Source organism: Intrasporangium sp., from assembly GCF_051961875.1.
Lineage (GTDB): Bacteria > Actinomycetota > Actinomycetes > Actinomycetales > Dermatophilaceae > Intrasporangium_A.
The window spans coordinates 1-12,200 of record NZ_JBQCCV010000244.1; the positions used below are offsets into that span (position 1 = coordinate 1).

A 12,200-nucleotide genomic window follows, 5' to 3' on the forward strand; every position below is an offset into this window, starting at 1 on the left:
CTGTGGTGGGCGTGTTACGTCGGGCTCTGGGGGTTGGCCGTGATGGCGGTCTTCGAGTCGCCCGATGACGAGACTGCCTTGTTGACGAGGGACGGGGCGGCACTTGACGCACCACCGACCGGCATGCCGCCGGTCCGCGTCTCCGTCCCCGGACGCGAGGTCCTCTCGGCCGGCACGGCCGCGCATGCCGTCACCTCGCCGACGCACTACTCCGTGGGCGTCCTGAGAGTGAGCGCATCGGATCGTGGCAGGGCCGCAGACCTCTGGCACGCTGCGGCCGGTACCGCCGTCGCTGCCGATCCTTCTGTCGCGCCGTTCGACCTCGCGCTCCTCGCGCTTGTGCGCGGGGGCGTGGCGGTGCAGGCCATACCGATGGGCCCGTATGCCGTGAGCCGGGGTGCGGACCGGGCGCCGGGCGCCCCCGGATCGCCATGGCAGCAACGACTTCGGGGCGCCTCGAGGGGGAATGACGGGGCCTTCTCGATGGCGGTGATCCGGCCGGTCTCACGCAGGCTGACGGCGGTCGGGCTGCGCCACGGCTGGACGCCCAATGCGGTGACCGTGGCCAGCCTGCTGGTGGGCCTTCTCGCGTGCGGGCTGGTAGCCCTCGACAGCCGGGCCGGCTGGGTCGCCGCGGCGGTTCTCCTGCAGGTCTCCCTCGTCGTCGACTGCGTCGACGGCGAGATCGCCCGGTTCACCCGGAGCTACAGCCCGCTGGGCGGCTGGCTGGACGCGGTCGGCGACCGCGTCAAGGAGTTCGTCATGGTCGGCGTTGTTGCGTGGGTGAGCGCCCGGCGCGGTGAGGACCTGTGGACGCTCGCCGTGCTGCTCCTCGCGCTTCTCGCCGTCCGGCACGTCGAGGACTACTGCTACGCGCGCCGGACGTGCGCGGCAGGGCTGCGGACGACTCCCGACCTGCTCCCGCTCGACGAGCCCGTCGACCTGGGACCGGCGGACGCGCACACCACCGTGCCCGAACCACCCCGCGGCCGTGCCGTCGTCGTCCGCAAGGTCAAGCAGGTGCTGCATCTGCCTATCGCGGAGCGCTACCTCATCGTGTCGATCGGGTTGCTGGTCTTCAGCCCTGCCTTCCTGCTCTGGGCCCTCGCCATCGCCGTGACGGTCGCATTCCTCTGGACCGAGGCGGGCCGGACCGCGACAGCCATGCTGCGGCGGGACCGGTTCGCGGCGGGGGCCAGCGATGACCACATCGTCGAGCTGCTCGACCTCGGCCTCCTTGCAGCCCCGCTCGAACCGGCCGCCAGGCGACTGACCCGGCTCCGCCTCGGATGGCAGCTGCCGTGGCTCGTGCTCGCAGCCGAGGCCGCCGTCGCGCTCATCGCGGTCGGTCGCTCGGCAGCGGGAGGAGGGTGGGCGGCATACCTGTGGCTGGCGGCACTGTGCTGGCACCGCTACGACGTCGTCTACCGCCTCCGTGAGACAGGGCGGGCCCCGGCGGCCTGGGTGGCCCGGCTCACCCTCGGGTCCGTCCTGCGGATCGTCGTGCTCGTCGTGGCGGCGGCCGCCGGCTGGCCCGTGGCAGGCATCATGGCGTGGGGCGCGCTCGCGCTCATCAGCCTGTATGCCGCTGAGGCGGCGCTCGACTGGATCGGGGGGCCGCGCGCCTCCCGCCCCAAGCGGACGGAGGTGGCGTCATGACGCCGACGCACGACCCCAGCGACGACCGCCCGTCCATCGACGCGCTCCGAGACGTGGCCCAGCCACCCGAGCACATCGCGAGGTACAACGCGGAGCACTGGGCGGGGGCCCTCTACATCCGCCACCTCTCGATCCACGTGACGCGGGCGCTGCTGCCGACACACGTCTCGCCGAACGGCGTCACGTGGCTCATGATCGCCGTCGGAGTCGTTGGCGCATTCGCACTCCCGCTGCCGGGGCTCTGGGGGCCGGCCATCGCCGTCGTCGCGATGCAGGTCCAGATCCTCCTCGACTGCTCCGACGGAGAGATCGCGCGCTGGCGGCAGCGGTTCTCCCCGGCCGGGATCTACCTCGACCGGGTCGGCCACTACCTGACCGAGGCCACGATCCCGTTCGCCCTGGGTCTGCGCGCCGACGGCTGGTCCTGGCGGGAGCCGCTCCACGTGGGCGGCTGGACCGTGCTCGGGCTGATCGTCGCGGTCCTCGTCCTGCTCAACAAAGCCTTCACGGACCTCGTCCACGTGGCCCGGGCCAAGACGGGGCGCCCGATGCTGGAGGACGTGGCGGACACGGCCCGGTCCAAGGTCTCCGGCATGGCCGCCGTCCGGCGCGCCTTCGGGTACGTGCCGGTCTTCCGAGCGTTCATCGCCGTCGAGGCCAGCCTGCTCGCCCTCGTGGCCGGCGTCGCCGACGTCAGCCGTGGCGACCTCACGGGGACGCACTGGCTCGTCCTCGTCATGGTGCCCCTGGCGGTTGTCACGGCGGGCGGTCACCTGCTCGGGGTGCTGTCGAGCTCGAGGCTGGACTGAGATGGCCCTCGTCGTGCAGTGGGCTCAGGAGCGTGGCGAGGTCGGGGGAGTGCTGACGAGCCACACCCAGCTGACCCGGCAGCTGCGCGAGGCCGGCCACGACGTGCGCTACGTCGACACGGGGTCGCCTCGTCGTGCCACGGACGCGCTGTCACGGGTCGCGACGCGATCGGCCCTGCACCTGTTCCACATCACCCGGCTCTGGCGTGCGATCGTCCTGGCGCCGGTCTTCGCGGCGCTGCGGGGGCGGACCGCCCTCGTGCTGCACTCCGGTTCGACGGCGGGCCAGGTGCGGGGGATGGGCCGCCCGATGCGGGCGCTCCTCCAGGTGGCGCTGCACGCCTACGACGAGATCTGGGCGGTCAACGACGAGATCAGGGCACTGCTGCCCGCGTCTCTCCGCTCCCGCACAGTCGTCGTGGTCCCCTTCGACGACACTGCCCTGCCGGTGGTGGACGGCGCCGATCGGGATCCACACGCACTGGCCTTGGCCACGAATGCCGGTCTGGCCCACTACAACGCGGATCTTGGCGTCGAGGCGGCCCACATGGTCCGGGACCGCTGGCCGGACGCGACGCTTCACATCCTCGCGTACGGCAACGACGGGCCTGACCTGGCGCGGTTGCGTGACCAGGTCGTCGACGAGCCCTGGGTAACCCTGACGTTCGACCTCCCACCGGGGGAGATCAGCCGGGTCCTCCGACGCAGTGGCTGTCTCCTGCGCCCGACGAGCTGGGACGGGGACTCCGTCATCGTCCGCGAGGCGCTCGCCTCCGGCGCCCGTGTCGTGGCCAGCGACCGTGCTCCCCGACCAAAGGGTGTGGAGCTCGCGCCCCTCACCGCCGAGGGAACGGCGGAGGCCGTTCTGGAGGGCGGCCGGCCGAGCGACGGCGCCGGACTGGCCGGCCTCACGATGGCCGCGGCCGCGCGCGCGGCGCTGAGTCGGCTCGCCCGCGCCACCTGAGCCAAGCACCCGCGCCACCTGAACCAAGCACCCGCGCCACCTGAACCAGGCAACCCGCCCTGGAGCGGAAGGACGACTCTCAGCAGAGGCCCTACCGCGCGTCCTACCGCATCTCCCGCTCCGTCGAGGCCTGTTCAGGACGGGGTGGACCGTCCTTCCGGATCGCCTCGTCGATCGCGATGGAGCGCACCAGCTGACGGAGATGATGGTCCGTCTCACGCACCCTGAAGTACAGGCCGAGGGTGGTCAGGGCGAAGACCACGATGAGCGCGTACAACATGAGGTCCGTGCCCCTGGACACGCCGAGTGCATTCGCGAGCGCTTGGGGGATCGCCGGATTGATGATCGACACCACCGCGACCACGCCCAGGGCGAGAGCAAGGATCCTGGAGCCGGCACGCAGCTCGACCCGTTGACGGTATCGGAACACCATCAGGAGGATGAGGACCGCGGCGATGACGAGCGGTAGCTTGATCCACTGCATCAGCGACCTCGCAGCAGCTTGTCGACGAGCACGTCGAGACCGATGTTCACGGAGTTGATGGATCGCTGTCCCTTGCTCCGCGAGTACTCGGAGTACCGGATGTGGACAGGGAACTCCGCGTAGGTGGTGTTGTGCTGGGCCATGCGCGTGAGGAACTCGCTGGCCCAGCTCATGTCGTGGGACTTCAGGTCGAGGACCCGCGCAAAGGAGCGTCGGAAGACGCGCAGGCCCTGATGCGCGTCGGTCAGTGCGATCCCCGAGGTCAGGCGCTCGAAGACGATGGCGGCCTTGAGCAGGACCCGGCGGGAGGCCGTCATACCGTCCGCGGATCCCAGGAACCGGGAACCGATGAGCACCTCTGTCTCGACATCCCGCAAGTGCCGGACCATGGCCCCGGCATCGTCAACACTGTGCTGGCCGTCCGCGTCGAACGTGACGAAGAACTGCGCGTCGGGGTCACGGAGGGCAAAGTCGATCCCGGTCTGGTAGGCCGCTCCGGCCCCCAGGTTGATGGAGTGCTGCACCAGTCGGGCGGCCGTGGCACGCACTTCGGCTGCGGAGTCGTCGGTCGAGCCGTCGTCGACGACCACGACATTGGGGAAGTGTTTCAACACGTCCGTGACGACATCGCGCACGACGACGGCCTCGTTGTAGCAGGGCATGACGACCCAGACGTCCTCGTTCTGCGGGACTGCGGCTGACTCGAGCAGGTCCCTGTCCTCCGAAGTGTTCCGCGTGCTCAACTGCGGCGGTCGGTAGACTCGCGCCGACGACGCTCGGTGTGAAGGTTCATGCGCGGGGCGGCTGCGCCGCCCACCCATAGTTGGCGGGGGAAACGCAGCGGCGCGTCCACCCCACGGGACGAGGGAGTGAAGACGGAGAACACGGCAAGCTGCAGTGTCATCGTTCTAGGGTATGGCGCCGAGCCGGTCCTGGAGGACGCATTGTCAGCGCTGGCGGCCGATGCGGGACCCGATGACGAGATCATCCTCGTCGACAACGGCATCGTCGGTCGACGCTCTCGCGAGGCATCGTGGCCGGTGGCCGTCCAGGTCATCGGTGAGGGGACGAACCAAGGCTTCGCCGGCGGATGCGTCCACGGGGCCCGAACCTCCCGGGGCGAGGTGCTGGTGTTCGTCAATTCCGACGCCATCGTGCGGCCTGGCGCGCTCGCCGCCCTGACCACGGCAACCGGGCGTCCGGGCGTGGGCATCGCGTGCGGTTGCCTGCGCCTCGCCGACCACCCGGAACTGGTCAACTCCGTCGGTAACCCGATCCACTTCAGCGGCATCTCGTGGGCCGGTGGGTTCGGAGAACCGGCCGATCGCTACCCGGTCGAGAGAGAGGTCCCCGTGGCCACCGGAGGGCTCCTCGCGATACGGCGGCAGGTGTGGGACGCGCTCGGCGGCTTCGATGAGCTGTACTTCGCCTACCACGAGGACACGGACCTCTCCCTTCGCGCGTGGCTCCGGGGCTGGTCCGTCCGGTGTGTGCCGGAGGCGGTCGCGGACCACTACTACGAGTTCGGTCGTTCGTCCCTGAAGATGTACCTCGTGGAGCGGAACCGCCTGCTCACCGTGCTGACCGACTACCCGAGACGGCTGCTGCGAGCCGTCGCGCCAGCCCTGGTGGCCATCGAGCTGCTGCTGCTGATGCAGGCAGTCCTGCAGGGTTGGGCCCGGCAGAAGATCCGGTCGTGGTGGTGGCTGCTCCGCAACGTGAAGACTCTGCGGGAGCGGCGTGCCACCGTCCAGTCGCAGAACGCCGTGCCAGATGGGCAGATCGCTCGCCTCATGCTCTCCCGAATCGAGCCGCCCATGGTGGCCACGCCGCCCGGCATGGGCCTCGTGAACCGAGCTCTGGAGGGCTACTGGCGCATCGCCCTGAGACGGTTGCTGGCCGATGCCCGCTGACGACGGCACACCGGCAGCGGGGAGCACGGCGACGGCCGGTGTGCCCTCGACCCTCCGAAGGGGAACGATCCAGGTCGGCGTGGGCCTGGCCTTCTTCGGTCTCTCGACCTACGTGTTCACGGCAGTGGTGCTCCGGGCCCTCGGCCCGGGGGAGTTTGCCGACTTCAACTTCTTCTGGGGCCTCGCCTACGGGGTGGGCCTCGGGGCGATGATGCCCTTCGAGCAGGAGATCAGCCGGCGAACCGTCACCGCCACACACCTCGGGGAGCCGACACACCAGATCGTCAATGCCGGCGTGCTGGCCTCCTCCTGCTTCTCCGCGGCCCTGGCGGTGGTGGTCATCCCGTTCGCCCTTCGCTCCGGGCATCACGACGTGGGCGCGTTGTGGTTGGCGACCGTAGCCTCGTTCGTGGCTCTCGGCATCGCCTATGTCTCCCGGGGCAGCCTGGCCGGCCGTGGGAACTTCCGCGTGTACAGCGGCCAGCTCGTGGCGGAGGGCGCGGTTCGCCTCGTGGCCGTGGGCGTTCTCTTCGTCGCAGGCGCCTCCGCTCCCTCGCCCTTCGCCGTGGTCGTCCCCGTGGCGCTGCTTGTGGCGGTGGGAGTGACGTGGCGCAGGGACTGGCGCATCGCCCGGCCCCCTCGGGGGCTGGCACGAGCAGTGGCGGGCTCCACGGCGCCGCTCATCGTCTCGTCGATGGTGTCACTGACGCTCGTCAACCTGGGCCCCGTCGCGATCAGGTATGTCGAGTCGGTCGCCGATCCGACGCGCGACGGCAGTTACCTGGCTGCGGCGTTCATCGCCCGGCTGCCGATCTTTGTCTTCGCGGCCGTCCAGGCCGTCCTCATTCCGCGGCTCACCCGCTCTGTCGTGCGCCGCGACAGCCTGGATTTCCGTCGTTCGCTGGGGAAGGTCCTTCTCGTCACCGTCGTGCTCGGCAGCATCGCCACCGTCGGGGTCGCCGTGACCGGTCCCCGGCTGCTGAGCCTGCTGGCGGGGTCGCAGTACCACCTGCCCGTCGGCGACATGGTGCTGCTCACGGCGGCTCTCGCCTGCTACCTGCTCACGCTCGTTCTGCAGCCCGCAGCTGTCGCATTGGGTCGCCACCGGTCGACGAGCGTCGTCTGGCTGCTGGGGGCCGTCACCTTCGGCGTCGCCTGGTTCGTGCCCGGTACGCCCACCACGGCGGTGAGTCTCGCCATCGGGCTGGTGAGCCTCCTGGTGTCGGCTGGTCTGGCGCTGACGGTGAGCCGCGGCCTGAGGGACCTGCCTCGGGCGACGCCCTAGTCGAGACCCGGTCCGGCTCCAGGTCCGGCCTCCTCGCTGTCAGCCGACCCTGTAGAGGGTGTAGCCGCCGTCAGCCGTGGTGAAGACCCGTTTCCAGTCTGCCGGGAGCGCAGGATGGCTCTTTCGCCACGGCGTCAGGGCTGCCGAGCAGAACCCGCACGGGCTCGAGCGGGAGGCCACGAGCAGGACGAGGTCGCCCGGCCGGGGAGTCTCCTTGCCCGTGAGCGACCGCAGCGGCGTCGTCCATTGCGACGTGCCGCCGAATGCCGGGTGGCGATAGATGGGCAGGATGCGCATGGTCTGCCAGTCGGTGTAGATGGCGGCGCCGGTGCCCGGGTCCATTCGGGCGAGCTCGCCGGAGACGTCCGAGAGGACCGCACCGCCGTTCGTGGCCAGTGCCGGGGACGACTGGATCGTCGGTGCGACGAGGGCTACCGACGCAGCGACCAGGATCGCGCTGCCGGCCGCCCCGAGGTACTGGGCGTAGCGAGCTCCGCGGCGCCTTGCCAGCGCCCCGACCACGACGTGCAGGACGCCCGCTGTGGCAAGGGCGATCCAGGGGACGAACTGGATCCAGTACCGCTGCACGTCGAGACGGCCCGCCGGATGGCTCGGCAGGAAGAACCCGCTCACCCCGACGAACAGGAGGTAGGAGACCACGAACGCGGCCGCGCAGAGCCGCACGGCGGTGTCGCGGACGAGGAACCCCAGCAGGGTGACGGCCGCCAGGGCGAGGAGCCAGAGGCCGCCGGGAACGGCGCCGTGCAGGATGAGCCGCGGAATCATCGTCAGGTAGTCGAGGCGGGGGAGCCCGACGAACTGGTTCAGCACGGCGAGGTCAGCCGGGTTGCTCGTTGTGCTGAGGTCCTGGCGGGTGAAGGTGTGCAGCTTGAGGAGTGGGTCGCCGTAGGCAACGGCCCCGATCGTCACATCGACGATCGCCCACCCGATGACTGGGGCAGCGGCCAGCAGCGCGTTGCGCCGGACGCGGCCCTTGACCCACAGCGCCGCGATGACGATCGGCCACGCGAACAACGCCGTCTCCCTGGCCTCGAAGCTCCACCCGAGGAGGAATCCAGCGGCGACGACGAGAGCATCCCCTCGCCACCGTCCGGGGCCGTCGTAGTCGCGCGCTGCGACGGCCAGGACGAGCGCCAGCAGGACCAGCGCAATCGATGGGATGTCCGGATAGAAGCGTGCGAGGTTGGGGAAGACGACCCAGTTGCTGAGGAGCAGGACGACGGCGGTCACGCCTGCCATGGGTCCCCAGAAGCGGCGCCCCAGGAGATAGACGCTCCCGGCCATGCATGCAGAGGCTGCGAGGGCCGGGACGTAGAAGGTGGCGGGGGCGTAGCCCCACGCGATCACGAGCGGGGCGAGCGGCACGATCATGCCGTAGCGGGTGTAGCCGAGCGGCACCCACGTGTGCTGAGGGAACTGGATCGCCGCCATGACGTAGTGCCAAGGGTCGGTGGACACGATCTCGGTGCGGAAGACCCAGGCGACAACCGCCGTGACGAGCCCGACCAGGCCGGCGAGGGCGAAGTCGCCCCGGGTCCACGAACCGGCGCGGGAGCCCCAGGTCGAGCTCTCGCCCCCGGCGCTGAGAGACCCATCGGGCACCGCCAAAGTCTACGTGAGTTCCTGGGAGGCAACTCGGCTTCACCTGCGTGGGCGATCGCCATGACGGGAGCAGGTAGCCTCGAGTCCACGCACCCTGAAGGAGGTTGGGGCGCGGTCGAGCCTAGGGAGTTGTCTTGAACGAGCGCACGGTCATCACGTTCGGTACCTTCGACGTGTTCCACGTCGGGCACGTGCGGATGCTGCAACGTGCTGCCGAGCATGGCGACCGGCTCGTCGTCGGCGTCTCCGCCGATGCCCTGAACATCCAGAAGAAGGGCCGGGCTCCGGTCTTCTCCGAGGACGAGCGCATGGAGATCGTCTCGAGCCTCAAGTGCGTTGACGACGTCTTCCTGGAGGAGTCGCTCGAGAAGAAGCGCGACTACATCCTCGAGCACGGCGCCAAGGTGCTCGTCATGGGTGACGACTGGGCCGGCAGGTTCGACTGGGTCAGCGACGTGTGCGAGGTGATCTACCTGGCCCGGACGCCGTCCGTCTCCACAACGGGCCTCATCGAGCACATCTCGAGCCTCGGCTGACCCGTCTTCCTCACTCGGAGGCCGGCTGTGTCGGGTGCCTTCCCGGCAGCCATGGCAGCGCACTGCAGCAGAGCGCGACGATGAGGGGCACGAAGGCGAACAGGTAGCGTGACCTGCCCTCGAACACAAGGGTGAACGCTCCGATTCCCAGGGTGGTCAGCGCGAGGAGGAGCAGGTCGCGCCGCACCGGCGCTCTCAGCAGGCCGAGGCTTCCGAGGACGAGCAGGCCGATCCAGACGCCTTGTGTGACGCTCATCCGGAGCCGGTAGAACCGGCCGTGGAACCCGTTGACGTCCGTGACCGCGGCCACCAGCGCATTGTCGGCCAGCGGCGCCTGCCGTGAGTCGATGCCCTCCCCCCAGGCCCAGAAGGATGCGTCGCTCCAGTTCCACACGGCCTTGTTGGCGTAGAAGCGCAACATCCCCGTGGCCCCGCGTTCCGACCAGCGGCTCCCGATGTAGTCGCGGGCGTAGGCCACCATCTCAGGCTGCGTCCGGTTGCCGATGGCGTTGACCAGGGCGCGGTTGTAGGCGCCCCAACGGGGGCGCCCACCGACCACGTTCATGTTCGTGCCGGTCGCGACCCACCACAGGATCGGCGGTGACTGCGCCGTGTCGACGCGCGACAGGTCGACGCCCGAGCCCGCCCGTGCAGCGGCCGCCCCCAGCGACGAGGCCAGGAAGAGCGGGGCCAGGACGAGGGCGACCGCAGCGGCGGAGCGGAGCCACGTCGCCCCGCGTCGTGGCCCGGGATCTCCGTCGCCCATACCCCCGGCCGGGTTGGGCCCGGGACCCCTGACCGAGCCCGGCAGGCCCAGCACGAGGATGACGAGCACGAGCGCGACCACGACGACCACGGGGGTGGTCTTGATGAGGTAGGCAACCGCCCCGCTCGCGCCCGCCGCGGCCCAGAGGGCGGCCGACCGCCACGCACGGCGCGTCCAGGCCAGCTCGGCCAGGACGGGGACGGCGACGAGGAACGGCATCGCATAGAGGTCGGTGTAGGGAACCGACATCCACGGCGAGATGCCGACGAGCAGCAGGACCGCCGCCGTCGCCACGAGGGCCGACACGGCACCGGCCCGACAGCGGACGAGCCGATGAACGAGCCACAGGGTGATGGCGAGGCAGGCGGCGTTGGCGAGCACCAGCACGGCGTCGGCCGACAACCCCGTCCGCGAGCCCAGCCCGATGCCCAGGCGGTCGATGACCACCAGGGGAAAGTTGTTCGGGTAGAGCGACAGGTAGCTGTACCGCCACTGGGGGAGAGCGGTGCCGGAATGGACCGAGTGCGCGATGTCCATGACGACCGCGGCATCCCATCCGTAGGGGTAGCGCATCAGCTCGCCGAGTGCCGCGCCGAGTGCTCCGCCGACGACGGCCAGGCCGGGGGCGAGCCACCGCGCAGTCGCGAAGCGCGTCAGCCAGCGGGGACGTGCCGCCAACGCTCCGACCAGCACGACGACGAGGGTGACGAGGACGACCGGCGTGTCGAAGTCGGTGAAGACCGGCCGTGGGAAGACCGCAACGGCGAGGGCGCCGAGCAGCATGATGACGCCGACGGCGCGAAGAATGCCCAGGCCGAGCCTCTCCCGCACCCGGCCCATCCTCGCATGGCGCACCGGCACCTGCCGGCAGGCGGTTGCTCAGCCGGTCAGCTCGACCTTGAGCTCCGGCTCGGTCTTCTCACGCACCTCGTCCTCGGTCACGCCGGGCGCCAGCTCACGCAGCACGAGGCCGTCCGGGGTCACGTCGATGACCGCCAGGTCGGTGATGATCCGCTGGACGACGCCCTTGCCGGTGTAGGGCAGCGAGCAGTCCTTGACGATCTTGTAGGAGCCGTCCCGGGCGGTGTGCTCCATCAGGACGATGACCTTCTTCGCGCCGTGGACGAGGTCCATCGCGCCACCCATGCCCTTGACCATCTTGCCGGGGATCATCCAGTTCGAGATGTCACCGGACTCCGAGACCTGCATCGCGCCCAGGATGGCTGCGTCGACCTTGCCGCCGCGGATCATCCCGAAGCTCGTGGCGGAGTCGAAGAACGATGCGCCCTTGCGCAGCGTCACCGTCTCCTTGCCTGCGTTGATGAGGTCCGGGTCCTCCTCGCCCTGGTAGGGGTAGGCGCCCACGCCGAGGATGCCGTTCTCCGACTGCAGGATGATCTCGACGTCGTCCGGGACATAGTTCGGTACGAGCGTCGGCAGGCCGATGCCGAGGTTGACATAGGCGCCGTCGGACAGCTCCTGCGCTGCTCGGGCCGCCATCTGCTCACGGGTCAGTGCCATCGCTCAGCCCTCCTGGCTCTGGATCGACTCCGGCCGGGGCCGGACGGTGTGCCGCTCGATCCGCTTGTTCGCCGCCTGCTCGGCCGTCAGAGGCAGGACCCGCTGGACGAAGATCCCCGGCAGGTGGATGGCGTCGGCGTCGAGCTCACCGGGCTCGACCAGCTCCTCGACCTCGGCGATCGTGAACCTGCCGGCCATAGCGCAGAGCGGGTTGAAGTTGCGGGCGGACTGGTTGAACACGAGGTTGCCGTGCCGGTCGCCCCGGACCGCACGCACGAGCCCGAAGTCGGGTCGCAGGGCTGTCTCCAGGACGAACGTCCTGCTGTCGCCGTCGACCTCGAACTCCTGGGTCTGCTTGGCGGGGGAGGAGACCGCGACGTTGCCCTCGCCGTCGTACTTCCACGGCAGGCCGCCCTCGGCGACCTGGGTGCCGACGCCGGTCCGCGTGAAAAATGCCGCGATGCCTGAGCCGCCGGCCCGCAGCCGCTCCGCGAGCGTGCCCTGGGGCGTGAGCTCGACCTCGAGCTCTCCGTGCAGGTACTGCCGCTCGAACTCCTTGTTCTCCCCGACGTAGCTGGCGACCATGCGCCGGATCCGCTTGTCCTTGAGCAGGATCCCGAGGCCCCAGTCATCGACGCCG

12 protein-coding genes are annotated in these 12,200 nt (G+C 70.1%); 6 read left to right on the plus strand and 6 right to left on the minus strand.

All coding sequences use genetic code 11. The annotated features are described in order from the left end of the window. The 3 genes from ACTHJJ_RS14470 to ACTHJJ_RS14480 form a co-directional block, all read left to right on the plus strand. Positions 1-1,659, plus strand: a 1,659-nt coding sequence (locus ACTHJJ_RS14470; protein WP_440303642.1) for a CDP-alcohol phosphatidyltransferase family protein, incomplete at its 5' end; no start/stop codon positions are given. Beyond that, positions 1,656-2,468 (plus strand): CDP-alcohol phosphatidyltransferase family protein, encoded by an 813-nt coding sequence (locus tag ACTHJJ_RS14475; RefSeq protein WP_440303643.1) that lies wholly within the window; start codon positions 1,656-1,658, stop codon positions 2,466-2,468. The genes ACTHJJ_RS14470 and ACTHJJ_RS14475, both read left to right, overlap by 4 nt. Before the next feature lies 1 nt (position 2,469). Continuing rightward, the gene (locus ACTHJJ_RS14480; protein WP_440303644.1) at positions 2,470-3,432 is read left to right on the plus strand and encodes a hypothetical protein; all 963 of its coding nucleotides are present in this window, start codon (positions 2,470-2,472) and stop codon (positions 3,430-3,432) included. Positions 3,433-3,535: 103 nt separating this feature from the next. Here the strand turns inward: ACTHJJ_RS14480 and ACTHJJ_RS14485 are convergent, their stop codons facing one another. Further along, positions 3,536-3,916, minus strand: coding sequence for a DUF2304 domain-containing protein (locus tag ACTHJJ_RS14485; protein ID WP_440303645.1), 381 nt, complete (start codon positions 3,914-3,916; stop codon positions 3,536-3,538). Then, on the minus strand, positions 3,916-4,659 hold the full coding sequence (locus ACTHJJ_RS14490; RefSeq protein ID WP_440303646.1) for a glycosyltransferase family 2 protein: 744 nt from the start codon (positions 4,657-4,659) through the stop codon (positions 3,916-3,918). Before ACTHJJ_RS14490 ends, ACTHJJ_RS14485 begins: the two co-directional genes overlap by 1 nt. 126 nt (positions 4,660-4,785) lie before the next feature. Here ACTHJJ_RS14490 and ACTHJJ_RS14495 point away from each other — a divergent pair, with 126 nt between their 5' ends. After that, positions 4,786-5,829 carry a glycosyltransferase family 2 protein gene (locus ACTHJJ_RS14495; RefSeq protein WP_440303647.1) on the plus strand — a complete coding sequence of 348 codons (1,044 nt, stop codon included), beginning with the start codon at positions 4,786-4,788 and terminating at the stop codon, positions 5,827-5,829. After that, positions 5,819-7,114: a lipopolysaccharide biosynthesis protein gene (locus ACTHJJ_RS14500; RefSeq protein WP_440303648.1), complete on the plus strand. Its 1,296-nt coding sequence runs from the start codon at positions 5,819-5,821 to the stop codon at positions 7,112-7,114. The genes ACTHJJ_RS14495 and ACTHJJ_RS14500 overlap by 11 nt, the downstream gene beginning before the upstream one ends. A 39-nt stretch (positions 7,115-7,153) precedes the next feature. Here the strand turns inward: ACTHJJ_RS14500 and ACTHJJ_RS14505 are convergent, their stop codons facing one another. Further along, entirely contained in the window at positions 7,154-8,737 is a 1,584-nt protein-coding gene (locus ACTHJJ_RS14505; RefSeq protein ID WP_440303649.1) for a glycosyltransferase family 39 protein, read from the minus strand. A gap of 134 nt (positions 8,738-8,871) precedes the next feature. Between ACTHJJ_RS14505 and ACTHJJ_RS14510 the strand changes: the two genes are divergently transcribed. Next, positions 8,872-9,273: an adenylyltransferase/cytidyltransferase family protein gene (locus tag ACTHJJ_RS14510; RefSeq protein ID WP_440303650.1), complete on the plus strand. Its 402-nt coding sequence runs from the start codon at positions 8,872-8,874 to the stop codon at positions 9,271-9,273. 10 nt (positions 9,274-9,283) lie between these two features. Here ACTHJJ_RS14510 and ACTHJJ_RS14515 read toward each other — a convergent pair whose 3' ends face one another. The 3 genes from ACTHJJ_RS14515 to ACTHJJ_RS14525 all read right to left on the minus strand — a co-directional run. Continuing rightward, a complete protein-coding gene (locus ACTHJJ_RS14515; RefSeq protein WP_440303651.1) occupies positions 9,284-10,870 on the minus strand; it encodes a glycosyltransferase family 39 protein in 1,587 nt (528 codons plus the stop codon). A gap of 48 nt (positions 10,871-10,918) precedes the next feature. Beyond that, positions 10,919-11,560 (minus strand): CoA transferase subunit B, encoded by a 642-nt coding sequence (locus tag ACTHJJ_RS14520; RefSeq protein ID WP_440303652.1) that lies wholly within the window; start codon positions 11,558-11,560, stop codon positions 10,919-10,921. Between the two features lie 3 nt (positions 11,561-11,563). Continuing rightward, a partial coding sequence (locus ACTHJJ_RS14525; protein ID WP_440303653.1) for a CoA transferase subunit A occupies positions 11,564-12,200 on the minus strand: 637 nt, incomplete at its 5' end.

What these genes read in the sequence shown, in the direction of transcription:
- ACTHJJ_RS14475 (WP_440303643.1), top strand. Translation starts at nt 1,656, where the DNA reads ATGACGCCGACGCACGACCCCAGCGACGACCGCCCGTCCATCGACGCG.
- ACTHJJ_RS14480 (WP_440303644.1), top strand. Translation starts at nt 2,470, where the DNA reads ATGGCCCTCGTCGTGCAGTGGGCTCAGGAGCGTGGCGAGGTCGGGGGA.
- ACTHJJ_RS14485 (WP_440303645.1), bottom strand. Translation starts at nt 3,916, where the DNA reads ATGCAGTGGATCAAGCTACCGCTCGTCATCGCCGCGGTCCTCATCCTC.
- ACTHJJ_RS14500 (WP_440303648.1), top strand. Translation starts at nt 5,819, where the DNA reads ATGCCCGCTGACGACGGCACACCGGCAGCGGGGAGCACGGCGACGGCC.
- ACTHJJ_RS14520 (WP_440303652.1), bottom strand. Translation starts at nt 11,560, where the DNA reads ATGGCACTGACCCGTGAGCAGATGGCGGCCCGAGCAGCGCAGGAGCTG.